General features: G+C 63.1%; 9 protein-coding genes and 2 tRNA genes. 8 read left to right on the plus strand and 3 right to left on the minus strand.

Annotation, left to right across the window (positions count from 1 at the left end):
• Nucleotides 1-111: 111 nt before the first annotated feature.
• Together ACPQ6D_RS07860 and rsmA are read left to right on the plus strand one after the other, a co-directional pair.
• Complete coding sequence (locus tag ACPQ6D_RS07860; protein WP_423223756.1) at nucleotides 112-3,963, plus strand: WD40/YVTN/BNR-like repeat-containing protein; 3,852 nt, start codon at nucleotides 112-114, stop codon at nucleotides 3,961-3,963.
• A gap of 2 nt (nucleotides 3,964-3,965) precedes the next feature.
• Complete coding sequence (gene rsmA, locus ACPQ6D_RS07865; RefSeq protein ID WP_423223757.1) at nucleotides 3,966-4,796, plus strand: 16S rRNA (adenine(1518)-N(6)/adenine(1519)-N(6))-dimethyltransferase RsmA; 831 nt, start codon at nucleotides 3,966-3,968, stop codon at nucleotides 4,794-4,796.
• A gap of 59 nt (nucleotides 4,797-4,855) precedes the next feature.
• Here rsmA and ACPQ6D_RS07870 read toward each other — a convergent pair whose 3' ends face one another.
• Genes ACPQ6D_RS07870 through ACPQ6D_RS07880 form a run of 3 tightly spaced genes read right to left on the minus strand, consistent with a single transcriptional unit; the run spans nucleotide 4,856 to nucleotide 7,382 of the window.
• The gene (locus ACPQ6D_RS07870) at nucleotides 4,856-5,689 is read right to left on the minus strand and encodes a sortase (protein ID WP_423223758.1); all 834 of its coding nucleotides are present in this window, start codon (nucleotides 5,687-5,689) and stop codon (nucleotides 4,856-4,858) included.
• Complete coding sequence (locus ACPQ6D_RS07875) at nucleotides 5,686-6,372, minus strand: lysophospholipid acyltransferase family protein (RefSeq protein WP_423223759.1); 687 nt, start codon at nucleotides 6,370-6,372, stop codon at nucleotides 5,686-5,688. The genes ACPQ6D_RS07870 and ACPQ6D_RS07875 overlap by 4 nt, the downstream gene beginning before the upstream one ends.
• On the minus strand, nucleotides 6,369-7,382 hold the full coding sequence (locus ACPQ6D_RS07880) for a LysM peptidoglycan-binding domain-containing protein (protein WP_423223760.1): 1,014 nt from the start codon (nucleotides 7,380-7,382) through the stop codon (nucleotides 6,369-6,371). Before ACPQ6D_RS07880 ends, ACPQ6D_RS07875 begins: the two co-directional genes overlap by 4 nt.
• A gap of 77 nt (nucleotides 7,383-7,459) precedes the next feature.
• Here ACPQ6D_RS07880 and ACPQ6D_RS07885 point away from each other — a divergent pair, with 77 nt between their 5' ends.
• The 6 genes from ACPQ6D_RS07885 (at nucleotide 7,460) to ACPQ6D_RS07910 (ending at nucleotide 14,102) form a co-directional block, all read left to right on the plus strand.
• Nucleotides 7,460-8,437, plus strand: a complete 978-nt coding sequence (locus ACPQ6D_RS07885; protein ID WP_423223761.1) for an OB-fold nucleic acid binding domain-containing protein — start codon at nucleotides 7,460-7,462, stop codon at nucleotides 8,435-8,437.
• 41 nt (nucleotides 8,438-8,478) lie between these two features.
• A complete protein-coding gene (locus ACPQ6D_RS07890) occupies nucleotides 8,479-10,500 on the plus strand; it encodes a M4 family metallopeptidase (RefSeq protein ID WP_423223762.1) in 2,022 nt (673 codons plus the stop codon).
• 19 nt (nucleotides 10,501-10,519) lie between these two features.
• Complete coding sequence (locus tag ACPQ6D_RS07895; RefSeq protein WP_423223763.1) at nucleotides 10,520-12,088, plus strand: hypothetical protein; 1,569 nt, start codon at nucleotides 10,520-10,522, stop codon at nucleotides 12,086-12,088.
• Between the two features lie 451 nt (nucleotides 12,089-12,539).
• Complete coding sequence (gene serS / locus ACPQ6D_RS07900) at nucleotides 12,540-13,820, plus strand: serine--tRNA ligase (protein ID WP_423223764.1); 1,281 nt, start codon at nucleotides 12,540-12,542, stop codon at nucleotides 13,818-13,820.
• Between the two features lie 88 nt (nucleotides 13,821-13,908).
• Nucleotides 13,909-13,999: transfer RNA gene (locus tag ACPQ6D_RS07905), tRNA-Ser, on the plus strand.
• 11 nt (nucleotides 14,000-14,010) lie between these two features.
• Nucleotides 14,011-14,102 (plus strand) — tRNA-Ser (locus tag ACPQ6D_RS07910).
• The last annotated feature ends 113 nt before the right edge of the window (nucleotides 14,103-14,215 follow it).

The following is a 14,215-nucleotide window of genomic DNA, read 5'->3' on the forward strand; positions in this document are numbered from 1 at the left end:
GGCGAGGCCCGTGCGTGAACGGCGTTTCCCTCGCTGGGCTAAATGGCAAACAGCCTGGTTTTCGGTTATACTTGCCGTCACTTCTGCTTTCCGTCCTGGGGAGGAAATCGTATGACCTGGCTTCACCTACTCTCAACATCGCCGCAACAGCCGTGGTCTCGCCATCTTGCGCGCCTGGCCGTGACCGGATGCGCTGTGCTGGCCGCGCTGCTGGGCTTCGGGCGCCCGACAAGCGCAAGGTTGCTGCCGGCGCCGCCAACGCCAGCGGCGGTTGGCCCAACGGATTCCGTCGTTGAGTTGTCCCAACCTCGTGCACAAACAGCGGCCGCAATCCCCCCCTCTCCTGATTTCCCTTCGTTCCCCGTCACGCACCCCGGCATCTACGTCGCCAGCGACTACTCCGGCCTGATTGATCCGCAGCGCTACGGCAATGTCGGCAGCCTACGCACCTGGGGTTGGGGCGAATTCTACGACAGCCTGGGCAACTACAAATGGGACGCATTCGAAGCATGGCTGAACAATATCGCCTCGCAGGGAAAAGTGGCGGGGGTTGGCATCACCACCTACAACGGGCGCTGCTGCACGAACTACCTCGAAATGCCCGCCTGGGTGACGCAAGTCTACCCGAATGCCACCTTCAATGTTTGCAGCTACCTGACTGGTTCATGCACTCCGTGGCACATCCCGCGTTACTGGCACAACGATTACCTGACGCCCTACCATACGTTTATCACGGCCCTTGGGCAGCGTTACCGCAACGATCCACGCCTGGAATGGGTCGCCATCGGCCTCGGCACCTTTGGCGAGCTGCACGCGACTGACCCCGATAAACCGTGGTACAACTGGTATGACCGTACGGCGGTTGCCAACGCCGGCCTGAACAGCAGCCTGTGGCTCTCGACTACGAAGGCCATCGCTGACTGGTATATTGCCGCGTTCTCAGAAAACGGTCAGCTCAAGAAGAGCCTGCTCGTGCAAAACGCCTCATACACTTTCAGCGAGACTGAACGCCGTGACCTGGCAAACTATCTGGCGCCCAAAGGCGTTGGACTGTCGAACAACGGCCTGTACCCTGATTCCAATTTCTCGATCGTGGGCAACCAGTCGGGCTGCCCTTACTGCGGCCAGCATGACCACATCGTCAACTGGAACAGCCAGGTGCCCATCGCGTTCGAGACTTACGATTACATGCTGTGCGACGAGCAGGCCCTCTACTGGGGGATCCTCAACGGCCTCGACAAGCATGTAGATTTTTTCCGCGTGGACTACACCCTGCTGTATCAGACAGATCCCAACTACAACTGGCTGTATGATAAGGTCGAAAACATCGCGCTCCTCAATCGCTTCAAACCGTACATTGGCGCGACGCGCCAAAATGCGCCCAGCGCGTGGGTCGCGCTGCGCGAACACCGCGTGCCGTTGAACTACTGCGGCGGTCTGATCAACGAAGCGTCCTGGTATCCGCAGCTGGGTAATTTTGACTACTTCATGGAACAGGATGACAACGTGGCCGGCGGCCGCACCGTGGCTGAGACTAATGACGCCAGCGTCACCAGCGGCCTGGGCTGGTGCCCGCCGGTGACCGGCCGGCCGGTTTGCAATACATCGGCTTATCAGGCCGCCATACCACCTGGAAGAGAGGGCTGGGTCACGCGTCGCACCGATCGCAGCACGGGCAATCCTTTCATGTTCTTCAAGGTGGACGATGGCTATCTGTATGGCACAGCCGGTCACGCCATCACGGTGTCGGTGACGTACGCCGATGTGGGGACTGGCCGCTGGCGCTTGCTCTACGATGGCCCGGGCGGCGTCGCTGCCGCCGCTACACCCGTGGGCGGCAGCAGCCCCTATGTGCAAAAGCAAAACACCCACACGTGGCAACAGGCGCAGTTCGTGCTCACCACTGCGCGTTTCATGAACAGTCTCACCGGCGCATCCGATTTCTACCTGGACAGCTTCGACAGCGACGACGAATGGTTTCACCTGGTAGATGTGCAGCCCGCATCTGACTTGCTGCCAACGGCTACCCCGCGGCCGACATCGTTACCCACCTCGACCCCCACGTCTACCAGCACGGGACCAACCGCCACCCCCACGCGCACACCCACCCCGACCGCCACGCGCACGCCGACGCCCACGCACACCCCGGCGCCCACGGCTACGCCCGTTGGACCGGTGGAGGAGGGCTACTGGACGCGACAAACGGTCGCCAGCCAACCGCTGCTGGCCCTTGATTTCGTGGACGCAGCGCACGGCTGGGCGGCTGGCGGTCGCACGACGGTGCAGAACTGCCCTAACCCTGACTGCCCCGGCATCCTGCTGCTCACCGAGGACGGCGGCGCGTCCTGGGAACTGGCCGACAGCGGCGCCCTGGGCTTCATCCACGACCTGGACTTCGTGTCCCTCACCAGCGGTTGGCTGGTGGGACGCTTTGGCACCATCCTTGCCACGCGCGATGGCGGCCGATCGTGGCGTCCGCAGCCCAAGTCGGCCGAATACTGGCAGTTTCTGTACAGCATCAAGATGGACGATGAATTGCATGGCTGGTTTGGCGGCTCGCAAGGGAAGATGTGGCAAACCAGCGACAGCGGCGGCCTTTGGCAGCAAAATACGGTCGGATTCAGCGGCCCGGTGTGGGATATCGAGGCCCGGGATGGTTGGCTGTGGATCAGCAACGGCGGCGCGACCGTGCAGCGCAGCGGCGACAACGGCGTGACCTGGCAGGCTGTTGAGATCGCCGCCGCCAGTCACGTCAACGCGCTGGCCTTCGTCAACAGCCTCAGCGGCTGGGCAGTCGGCAGCGGAGGCAGCATCCTGCGCAGCACCGATGGCGGCGTCAACTTTACCGCCCAAGCCAGCGGCGTCAGCGACGATCTTTGGACCCTGGCGATGGTGGACGGCAGCTTTGGCTGGGCGGCCGGCGCCAACGGCCGCATCGTACACACCAGCAATGGCGGCTTGACCTGGGTGCAGCAGGGCAGCTCGATCACCGCAACGATCCGCAGCCTGAGCTTTGTGAATCCCAACGAAGGCTGGGCTGTGGCCGAAGATGGCAGCATCTTGCATTATGCGCCGCCGAACACCACGCCCACACTGACGGTTCCGCCGACAACGCCCACGCTCACGCCAACGTCCACGCTCACACCAACGCCCACAGCCACGCCAACCAGGACACCAACGTCCACGGCCACGCCAACCAGAACGCCGACGCCCACAGCCACGCCAACCAAGACGCCGACGGGCGCACAACCGACGAGTGTGGTGCAGGCCGTTGCGGCCTCGGCCGATGACACGCATGTCAAAACCACCACTGGCGTCAACTACCCAACGGCGGCCAATATCCGCCTGGGCGGATCGTACTTTGGCGGGCTGCGCTTTCCCGGTTTGGACATTCCAGCCGGCGCCAGGGTGATCAGCGCGACTTTGGAAGGCTTCATGTTTTGGAACAACGGTCTGCCGCGGCTGCACCTCTACGCCGAAGCCGCGGATGATGCCGTTCCGTTCAGCGACAGCCAGCCGCTGGCCTCACAGCGGCCGCGTACGGCGGCGCAGACCACCTGGCAGGCTGCCAGCCTCACGCTCAACCAATGGCTGACGATGGACGGCCTTGCCAACGTGGTGCAAGAGGTGGTTGACCGGCCTGGCTGGACGGCTGGTCAGGCGCTGGCGCTGCTCGTCGAAAGCGACCCCGTGAACCTGACCGACAACGCCTATCTCGACTTCTTCGCCTGGGATGAGCCATCCACGCCAACCCTCCGCGTCCGTTTGCGTGTGGCATTTACTCCGGCATCTGCCTGCACACCGGTCGCGCTCACCGACCTGACTGCGGCCGCGGGGCAGTGGGGTTGGACGAGCGCCCTGGCCGGCTTCCTCGCGCAGTATGATCTGGACAGGGATTCCGACATTGACATTGCTGACCTGACGGGACTGGCGGACGCCTGGGCCCAAGGGAGATGTTTATAAAGATGGGAAACTCACTGGTGCAGCAACTGCGCACGGCCGGCATCGAGCCGCGCAAGGCATTGGGGCAGCATTTCCTGGTAGATGAGACGCACCTGGCGCGCATCGCAGCCGCGGCCGATCTGACGGCGGCTGACACCGTGCTGGAAATCGGCCCTGGCCCCGGCCCGTTGACGGCCCTGTTGGCCGCGCAGGCCGGTCGTGTGGTTGCCGTTGAGACGGACGGTCGCCTGGTGGCTTTGCTGCGGCAGACCTTTGCGGCGCAGCCGCACGTCGAGATCGTACATCAGGATATTCTGCAATTCGATCCGTGCGGGCTGGCGCATCCTCTGTACAAAGTGGCGGCAAACGTACCGTATTACATCACGTCGGCCATTTTGCGCCATCTGCTGGAGAACGCCTGTCCGCCGGCGCTGACCGTACTGACGGTTCAGCGCGAGGTGGCGCAGCGCGCCGTGGCGCGGCCGCCGGACATGAGCCTGTTGGCGGTCAGCGTGCAGCTTTTTTGCGAGGTCGAGATCGTTGGCAAAATTCCGGCTGGCGCTTTCTATCCACCGCCGCAGGTAGATTCGGCCATCCTGCGCCTGCGCCGGCGCAGCGCGCTCGCGGCCGCGTTGACCCCCGCGGCCGTGCCTGCTTTCTTCAATGTCGTGCGCGCGGGGTTTGGACAGAAGCGCAAGCAGCTGCACAACAGCCTGACGGCCGGACTGGGGCAAGCGCCAGACGTCATTGCCGATGCCTTGCGCCAGGCTGGCCTCGATGGCAGGCGTCGCGCCGAGACCCTCAGCCTGGCCGAATGGGGCGATTTGTGCGCAGCCCTATCAGCTGCGGGATAGATGGCCCACCCGCGCAAACACCCAAGCGGTGAATTTTGCTGGGGCCGCGGCCTGCCGGGTCATTCAGCTTTCTGCGGCTTGGCAATTACGATCACGCGGTGCGTATTGTTGGTAAAAGGCCAACAGCTCACCAGGGTCAGGCGGGTGTCCGCAAAGGGGCCAATCCAACGCGCGTTGGCCTGGCGTACGGCTAACGGTTCCCCTTTCTCCTTCACGATGAAGCGATCTACAACCGCATAGCTGAACACCTGGTCGCCCACGCGCAATTGAATTGCGTCGCCGATGTTCACCTCGGACAGGCGGCGGAACACCATGCCCTTGATGTTGTTGTGCCCAGACAACACCACGTTGCCTACGTCACCGGGCCGCGCCGAATTCTCGTGCCAGCCGGCTGCGTAATCTGCGACTTCCCACTCCAGCGCGGTTTGTCCATTGCGCGTGACTGACTTCCAGCCAATCGGTATCACCGCTGCGTCCACGCCGATGCTTGGGATGACGAGATGGGTTGGCGCGCCGCTCACCGCCTGTTTGGCCGCGGGCGTGGCCGTGGGCGTGGATGAAGGTGTGGGCTTGGGCCGATCGCGCCCGCGTGGTACATCGTCAGCGACCGCCGTCAACGTCGCCGCGGGGAATGTGGCGGCTGTTGTCGTTCGGAACGGCGTAGGATCCACCGCGGCGGGTGCGTCGCCGCGCGCGGGGCCGCTGTTGTCTGGCAGCAGCAGCGCAGGCGCTTCGAGCGCCGAGGCAGCGAGTGACGCGTCTTGCGGGCTGGCGGGCAGCGGCGGGGGCAGCCAGTTGTCCCGCACCCAGGTCCAACCGGCCAATCCGAACAGCAGCGCGCCAGCCACAATCAGCAGGCTGCCGGACAGACGTAGAGAGGTTGTTCTTGTCACGATCGTTCTCCATCCGCAGACAGGTCTGCGTAAACGCCGCGATAGCTTGGCGGCAGCATGCTCGCCAGGCGGCGCATGATCTGATCAGTGTAGACAGCCAGCTCCGGGCTGTGTGCGCGCGCCGCCTCGGGCGGCAGGCTGAACGGTTGGCCCACGACCACGCGTACGTGCGCGCGACGCAGATGCGCCAGCTCTGACCACACCTTTTCTTGCCCCCAGGCGACCACGGGCACCATCACGACGCCGGTGCGCGCCGCCAGGTAGGCCGCGCCATCGTGTCCTTTCTGCAGTGCGCCTGTCTTGCTGCGCGTGCCCTCCGGCGCAATCGTCAACATCTCGCCCCGGGCCAGCGCGGCCAGCGCCGCGCGTATCGCTTTGCGATCCGCTTCGCCGCGGGCAACCCAAATGGCATTGGCAAAGGTGCGCAGCAGCCACCCAAGAAATGAGAAGCGCCGATCGTATTTGTCCGCGGCAAACACCGTCGCCTGGCGCGGCAAGATGGTGAAGATCGCCGGCGCATCCAGGATATTGAGGTGGTTGGCCAGCAGCATGGCCGCGCCGCTCAGCGGGATGTTCTCGATGCCTTCCGCCTTGAAATCGCTCAGGAGCCAAAAGAGAAAGCGCAAAATGCTGCGGACGATGCGATAGCCAAGCGGGAATGGTGGGGCGGTGAGGTTGCTCATGGGTGATTCCGTCGCGCTTGTGGTATAATTCGGTAGCTTACGACCGGTCCGCTGGCCGGTACGAGGTCAATATCGAACTCGGTATGACCGCCGCGCGGAATGACGTTGTGTTCAGGTTCGGCGCGTCGCACGCCCATCACGCGCCCTACCGCGTCGTACAGGGTGACAACCAGTGTGACTTCCACGGCGTCCTCTGGCCCGACATTGAAGACCTGACCGCTGACCTGGTAGATGCCGAAGTTGGCGCCGCTGCCTTCATCGGCGCGTACTTCCAGGTCACGGTAATAACTGCCGAGGTAGGCTGGGATGGCGGTCAACGGCTCTGCCAGGTAGCTGGCGAAACTGGCAGGCGCCGAGGCGAAGAGCAACGCAAAAGGCGCACGGTCGTTGGTATCCACCAGATCGGCCACTGGGGCTCCTTCTTTGCGGCTCAGAACCTGGTTATCTGCGTCAAGCAGACTGATCGCCAGGTTGACCCCTTCGAGTGGTTGCCCGGCGCGATTGACAACTTCGCCAAAACACCAGAGTCCGCCCAAAGGGGTCTCGGCAAAGAAGATATTTTCAATCGTGTAGGGCAGCGGTGTAGACGTAGCTGTTGGCTCCGCGCCCGCTTCCGTGTCGTCGCCAGCGGTTGGAATGATCAACTCCTGGCCGACACGCAGGCTGCGTGGGTCAAGAATACCGTTACTTTCCTGGATCGCCGCGACGCTGACGCCAAAGCGATTCGCGATCCCCAGCAGTGTGTCGCCGCTGCGGATCGCATAGATGACCGGCGTTGGCGTTACGGTGGGCGTTGCGGTTGGCTCTGGCGTGTAGGGCGCGGGCGTTGACGTAGGTCTCTGCGTCGCCGCAGGGGTCAACGCAGGCACGGAGGTTGGCGGCATCGGCGTGGCGGTGGGCCGGGTGATGATTTGCCCGCAGGCGCTCAGCCAAACCAAGAGCGAGAGCGCCGCAATGACCGCGGCCCGCGCCGTGTGTGTTGCCGAGCAGAGTTTGCTTTCAGATGCCATGCTGTGATTATAGGGCGAAAACGTAAAATCCCAAATCCCGGCCTCCTTTTTCTGGCGTGGTCGGACGAGGTGTCTTTATGCCAGGCAAGTTGCAGATGATCGCCGATCTCAAGGTGGGCGACACGGTGCTCAGCTATTTCCAGATTAAGCGCGCGCGCCTTGTTCCGTTCAAAGACTCCAACTCTGGCTCATTCTTGTCGCTGATCTTGAGTGACCGTTCTGGCCAGGTGAGCGCGCGCGTGTGGGAAAAGGCCGAGCAGGCGGCGGCCAACCTGAACGCCGGCGACGTGGTCAAGGTTCAAGGCAAGGTGCGCGCGTATCAAGACGGCATCTACATTGCGATTCGGCAAATTCGCCGCGCGCGGCCCGACGAAATCAACCCGGAGGATGTGGCCGCTGCGTCTGCCGGGGTTAGCAGCGAGCGTAACATGGACGCGCTGCTCGGCGTCCTACGCGATGCCATCCGCACCGTGGGGCGCCTTGACCTCCGCCGCCTGCTCGACAGCATCTTTGGCGATGCCGACTTCATGGCCGATTTTTGCCACGCACGCGCCAGCCCGCTGCACCATGCTTACGTCGGCGGTCTTTTGGAACACACGGTCGAGATGCTGGTGCTTTCGCGCCCGCTGCTTGCTCTCTTCCCGGCCGTGGACGGCGATCTGCTGACCGCTGCGATTTTGCTGCATGACGTGGGCCGAGTGCTGGAAGCCGGCGCAGGCCGTGACGCGCCGCGCTTTCCTGTGGGGTCCTTGATTGGACACCAGGCCCTGGCTGATGCCTGGCTGAGCGAACGCCTGGCGCAGATTCCCGACTTCGCGCCAGACCTGGCGCTGCATTTGCGGCACGTTTTGTTGAGTCACCACGGGTTTGCGGGAATGCCGGGACCTGCCACTTTGGAAGCGCTGGCGCTCACCCGCCTGAACTATCTCAGCGCGGAGATGAACGAGGCCACCTACGCCGCGCGCCAGGCGCAGATCCGTCGCCTCAACTGGACCGGCAACCTGGCGGCGACGCGCGGGCCGCTCTATGTGGGGCCGATCTCCAGCGAGGGGTGACCGACTGGGGCAACGCTCATTTCTACGATAGGAGGGTCTGTATGACAAAGGTGTTTCGTCCACTCATCGTTCTGATCCTTTTGGCTGCGCTGCTTGTCGGCGCACTGCCGGTCAACGGGGCGCCTCCCACCCCTGACAGCTTGAGCCGCGCCGCGCGCGGCGCATTGACCATCACGCGCGATTCGACGACTGGCGCGGCCACGTTTGTGCGCGCCGACGGCGGACTTGTCAGCGGCGCAGACGCCAACTCTTTGCGCGCGGATGCCGCCGGCGCGGCGCGCGCATTCTTGACCCGGCATGAAGCTGCCCTGGGCATGCCGGACGTGGGTAAGCAAACCGAGCTGGCTGCGTTGAAACGCGATGAATTCGGCATGACCCATGTGCGCCTGCAGCAGGTCTACCAGGGCGTGCCCGTCTTCGGCGCGCAGCTCGTCGTTCACTTCAGTGCGGACGCACAGATGGTTCTCGCCCTCAACGGCCATTATGTGCCAGGGGTGGCAGTCAATGTCACGCCGACCGAGGATGCGGAGGCCGCCCTGGCGCTGGCGCGTTCGCTTGACCCGCAGGCCCTGGTTTGGGCCAAGCCGGAATTGCGCGTTTACACGTCTGCGATTGACCCGGCTGTCAGCGGCAATCACCTGGTGTGGTTGGTGCGGCTCTACGCAGAACAGACGCCCGCGCGCATGCTCTATGTCGTAGACGCACATACGGGCGCGATTCTGACCTCGTACAACGAGCTGGATACGGTGCGCAATCGCCAGATTTACACCGCAAACCATTCACAGACGCTGCCCGGCGCCCTGGTGCGCAGCGAGGGCGGGGCGGCCACTGGCGATGCCGATGCAGACCAGGCCTACCGCTTTCTTGGCGACACCTACGACTATTACTTCAGTCGTTTTGCCCGCGACAGCTACAATGCGGCTGGCGCGGCGATGAAGGCAACGGTGCACTACGGCACCAACTACCAGAATGCCTTCTGGAACGGCGCGCAGATGGTGTTTGGCGATGGCTTTCCCATTGACGATGTCACTGCGCATGAGATGACCCATGCGGTGACGGAAAACGAAGCGAACCTGATTTACCAGAATCAATCGGGCGCGCTGAACGAATCGTTCTCCGACATCTTCGGCGAAATCATTGATATGACCAACGGCGCCGGCAATGACACGCCGCCGGTGGCCTGGCTGATGGGCGAAGACCTGCCGGGCATTGGCGCGATTCGCAGCATGGCCGATCCCCCGCTCTACGGCGACCCCGACAAAGTCTCCAGCTACAACTGCACCAGCGCGGACAATGGCGGGGTCCACACCAACAGCGGCATTCCCAACAAGGCTGCCTACCTGATGGCGGTTGGCGGCGCCTTCAACGGCCACACGGTGACCGGCATTGGGATCGAGAAGATGGGCCGGGTTCAGTACCGGGCGTTGACTGAATACCTGACCCAAGCGGCCACGTTCGTGGACAATGCCAACGCGCTGAACCAATCGTGCCGCGATTTGATCGGCAGTTACGGCATCACCAGCGCAGATTGCACGCAGGTCAACGAAGCGGTGCTGGCTGTGGAGATGACCACGGCCGTGCCGTGCTCCAGCGGCGGCTGCGCGGTGCAGACGACTGTGGCCGACGAGGCTGCATTCAAATCGCCGGCCGACGCCATTCGCACGGCGATCATCATGTACCGCACGCGCGAACAGGTGCTGCGCGGCGCCCCGGCCGGCGAGCATCTGATTGACCTATACTATCAGCACACAGCTGCCATGGCGCGCCTGTTGGCGCAAGACCCATCCCTGCGTCACGAGATGGCGGCCTTTCTGGTCGAGGTGACGCCTGGCCTGGAGGCGCTGGCCGCCAAGAATGAGCGCGCGGCTCGTTTGACCATCTCGCCGGCTGCCATTGGTCACCTGCAGGCAGTTTTGAACGGCTTTGAGAAGGCTGATCCCGCCAGTCCGCTGGCCGCCGCTATTCGCGCGGAACGCCAGCGCGTGGACCTGGACAAATTGGCTAATCAATCATTTGCAGATGCCTGGGCGAACTTGAATCAATCGCTGCAGGCCGATCATTAGAGGCAGAAAGGAATCCGAGATGATGATGACGATGCTCCAACCTCAGTCGCCCCCGTCTGCGCTGCGCAATCGGCCACGCCGCATAAGGCTCTGGCTGCCTGCTGCGGTTCTGCTGCTCCTCCTGCTGGCGGTTAGCGGCGTGCTTGCCAGCTCCCCCAACGCACGCGTCGCGCCCGATTCGTATGAGGGCGTGGCGGTGAACGGCAGTCAGGCCAGCGCCCTGGTCGGCGCGGATGTCAACGACCTGTTTGTCTATGTTTACCATGCGGCCACCACCACCTGGGCGATCATTCCGTTCCAGGTGGATGAAGTGGATGCGTCTGGTTACTACACCACCACAGACCAGATTCCGACCTTCGACGCGAATGACGAGATCGCCTTCATGGTTAGTGACCTCGGCGATCAAGCGCCAGCGTGGGCCTGGCTGTTGACCAGCGATCGTCTGACGCTGCCGCGGGTCGAGGTCAAGGTGGCTGATCCGGCTAATCCCGCCAACGCGGCGTATGCCTATATCGTGCGCAGTCAGGATGCCCTGGCGCTGGCGCCGGCCGACTATGTGGCCTATTCCACGGTAGACAAGACCTTCGACACCTCGGATTACCTGGCGGGCCTGTCGCCGCTGGCGCCTGGCAGCAGCGGCTGGCATCCAGGGCTGGAAAAGCTGCGCATCAAGAAATATACGCCGACTCCGCAGGACATTCTGGATCGCACACATATCCGTATTGGCATCCGGCCGCGCATCTTGGGCATTTGTTTTCCTGCGCAGTACCTGTGTGAAGAGCAGCTTGCACAATATCTGCCGCCCGACTTCGATCTGGAGCCCACGAAGGATGGCCCGGTGCGCATCGTGGGCGGCGGCCCCGTGACGCCCACGTTGTTCTATCGCAGCAGCCTGTATGTCTCGTCAAGCCTTGATCTGAGCGCGCTGGCGAGCGACCCCAATGTGTGCAGCATCACCTATATGCGGGTGACCTTTGATCTGCGTGATCCGAACCAGAGCGCGTTTGCGCCCGCGACTTACTATGACTCCGCGGGCAGCACCGATCCGGTGAATGGGTCGCCGCCTGGCGCCGCCATCACTGGCGCGCCGCGCAGTTGGGTGCAGTACAGCGGCAGCCAGGGCAGCGTGGTGATCCTGGACAGCTTGACGGCAACTGGCGGGACCCGAGCGCATTATTACCGTGACAACAGCACGGCGGGAACATGCACCGAAGGCGCCGATCCAGGTTCCAGCGGTTCCTACGGCGAGTCCGGCACGGAAATCACCAACCCTACGGGAATGTTGGGCATTGTCTTTGCTGGCGTCATTCAGCCGCCGACGGCTGGCCCGATCGGCGCGCCCATTCGCAGCAACCTGGATAATCCGCTGCAGAAGACCGCCAGCACGCAGTATTTGTGCAGTGTAGCCGATATTGACGGCAACCACCACGTGGATGTGACGGGCGACATCGTGCCCGCAGCCAACGCCTGGTCATGCAGCAGCGGGGACGCATGCTACGTCGCCGCGGCAGATACCAATCACGACGGTACGGTGGACATTGACGATGTGCAGTTGGTCAGCGCCTGTTTTGGCTGGGCGTTGCCTTGACAGAGCGGACAACTCTTGTTAAAATCAAGCCAACAATGGCATAACAGCGAAGACGGAGACGATTAGCCTGCGTTGTGACCCACAGAGAATCGCCGGTAGGTGTGAGGCGATGGCACATGCACGGTGAAAAGCCCTCCCAGGCTCTCATCAGAAATGCCGGGCCATGCGCGGCGGCAGAGTACGCATGAGCGGAATCGCCCACGTTAGCGGGCCGGCATCAGGCAGCTGATGCGCAGAGGCTGCGCTGCGGCGCAGCAAATCCAGGTGGCACCACGAACGCGCACCTCGTCCTGGCAGGATGAGGTGCGCGTCCTATTTTGCCCGCCGGTCAGGCTGACATGCGCCCGTCGCAGGGAGGCAATGGGCGCGTGGGGCCAGGCGCGCATCGCCGCGTAGCCAACGTGCCGGACGGCCTGGCTGGCGTGGGGTGATGGAAGGAAAGAGGAAAGCAATGCTAGACATCAGATTCATTCGTGACAACCTGGAAATGGTCAAGCAGGCCATGCAAGACCTGCAGGCGTTTGACGCACCCGTGGACAGGGCGTTGGCGCTGGACGATGAGCGGCGCGAGATTCTCGTCGAACTGGAGAACCTGCGCGCACGCCGCAACACCGACAGTCGGCGCATCGGGCAACTGCTGCGCGAGGGACAGCCTGAGGCGGCCGCGGCCCTCAAGGCCGAGCTGGCCGACCTGCCTAATGGCATCAAAGCGCTGGAAGAGCGCCTGGCGCAGGTGGACCCGGCGCTGCGCGATGCCCTGCTGCGCATCCCCAACCTGCCGCTGCCCCAGGTGCCGGTGGGCAAGGACGACAGCGAGAACCTGGTCTCGCGTGTGGAGGGGCAGCCGCGCGCGTTTGATTTCACGCCTCGGCCGCATTGGGAAATTGGCGAAGCGTTGGGCATCTTAGACTTCGAGCGCGGCGTCAAGTTGTCTGGTTCACGCTTCTACGTGCTCAAAGGCCTCGGCGCCCGTTTGCAGCGCGCACTGATTACGTGGATGCTTGACGTGCACATCATGGATCACGGTTATACCGAGATCTATCCGCCCTACATGGTGAAAGCTGAGTGCCTGGTGGGCACCGGAAATCTGCCCAAGTTTGCCGACAACCTGTATCATGATGCGGAGGAAGACTACTGGCTCATCCCCACGGCTGAGGTGCCGGTGACCAACCTCTATCGCGATGAAATCCTGCCGCCAGGCGCGCTGCCCATCTACCACGTGGCTTACACGCCCTGCTTCCGCCGTGAGAAGATGAGCGCGGGTCGCGATGTGCGCGGCATCAAGCGCGGTCATCAGTTCGACAAGGTGGAAATGGTGAAATTTGTCGAGCCAGAGCAGGGCGAGGCCGAGCTGCAGAAGCTGATAGATAACGCTGAAGATATTGCCCGCCGCTTGCAGATTCCGCATCGCATCATTCAGATGTGCACGGGCGACCTGGCCTTTTCGGCCGCCGCCAAATACGATGTCGAGTTGTGGGCGCCAGGCGTCAACGAATGGCTGGAGGTCAGCTCCTGCTCGCTCTTCACCGACTTTCAGGCGCGCCGCGCCAATATCCGCTACCGGCCGGACGTCAACAGCAAACCGCGGCACGTCTACACCCTGAACGGGTCGGGGCTGGCGCTGCCGCGTGTGCTCATCGCCGTGCTGGAAAACTACCAGCAGGCTGACGGTTCGGTCGTGGTGCCAGACGTCCTTCTCCCCTACATGGGCGGCGCCGAGGTGATTCGGTAGTCATGGCATGGTCGCTGACCGAACGGCCGGAATTTTTGACAGTGACCCAGTGCAATGGTATACTGGTTGGGCTTGACGAGAGGCGTCTGGAGGGATGGCCGAGCGGTTGATGGCGGCGGTCTTGAAAACCGTTGTGGCGCTCAGCGTCACCGGGGGTTCGAATCCCTCTCCCTCCGCCAGGCGCAAATCTGGGGAGGTCGCATAGCACGGTCTAGTGCGCCCGCCTGCTAAGTGGGTACACCCGCAAGGGTGTCGCGGGTTCAAATCCCGCCCTCCCCGCCAGCCAGAGAGCCAGCCTTCCACGGCTGGCTCTTTTGTTCGCGTGCACTTACTTGCAGTATGGTTCTCCCGACCACCGTCATCCTGGTCTAGCCCTTATCCTCAATCTTCTTTGA

Origin of the sequence: Candidatus Amarolinea aalborgensis, assembly GCF_900491745.1 — a bacterium.
GTDB lineage: Bacteria > Chloroflexota > Anaerolineae > SSC4 > Amarolineaceae > Amarolinea > Amarolinea aalborgensis.

What these genes read in the sequence shown, in the direction of transcription:
- serS (WP_423223764.1), top strand. Translation starts at nt 12,540, where the DNA reads ATGCTAGACATCAGATTCATTCGTGACAACCTGGAAATGGTCAAGCAG.
- ACPQ6D_RS07890 (WP_423223762.1), top strand. Translation starts at nt 8,479, where the DNA reads ATGACAAAGGTGTTTCGTCCACTCATCGTTCTGATCCTTTTGGCTGCG.
- rsmA (WP_423223757.1), top strand. Translation starts at nt 3,966, where the DNA reads ATGGGAAACTCACTGGTGCAGCAACTGCGCACGGCCGGCATCGAGCCG.
- ACPQ6D_RS07875 (WP_423223759.1), bottom strand. Translation starts at nt 6,372, where the DNA reads ATGAGCAACCTCACCGCCCCACCATTCCCGCTTGGCTATCGCATCGTC.
- ACPQ6D_RS07885 (WP_423223761.1), top strand. Translation starts at nt 7,460, where the DNA reads ATGCCAGGCAAGTTGCAGATGATCGCCGATCTCAAGGTGGGCGACACG.
- ACPQ6D_RS07880 (WP_423223760.1), bottom strand. Translation starts at nt 7,382, where the DNA reads ATGGCATCTGAAAGCAAACTCTGCTCGGCAACACACACGGCGCGGGCC.
- ACPQ6D_RS07895 (WP_423223763.1), top strand. Translation starts at nt 10,520, where the DNA reads ATGATGATGACGATGCTCCAACCTCAGTCGCCCCCGTCTGCGCTGCGC.
- ACPQ6D_RS07860 (WP_423223756.1), top strand. Translation starts at nt 112, where the DNA reads ATGACCTGGCTTCACCTACTCTCAACATCGCCGCAACAGCCGTGGTCT.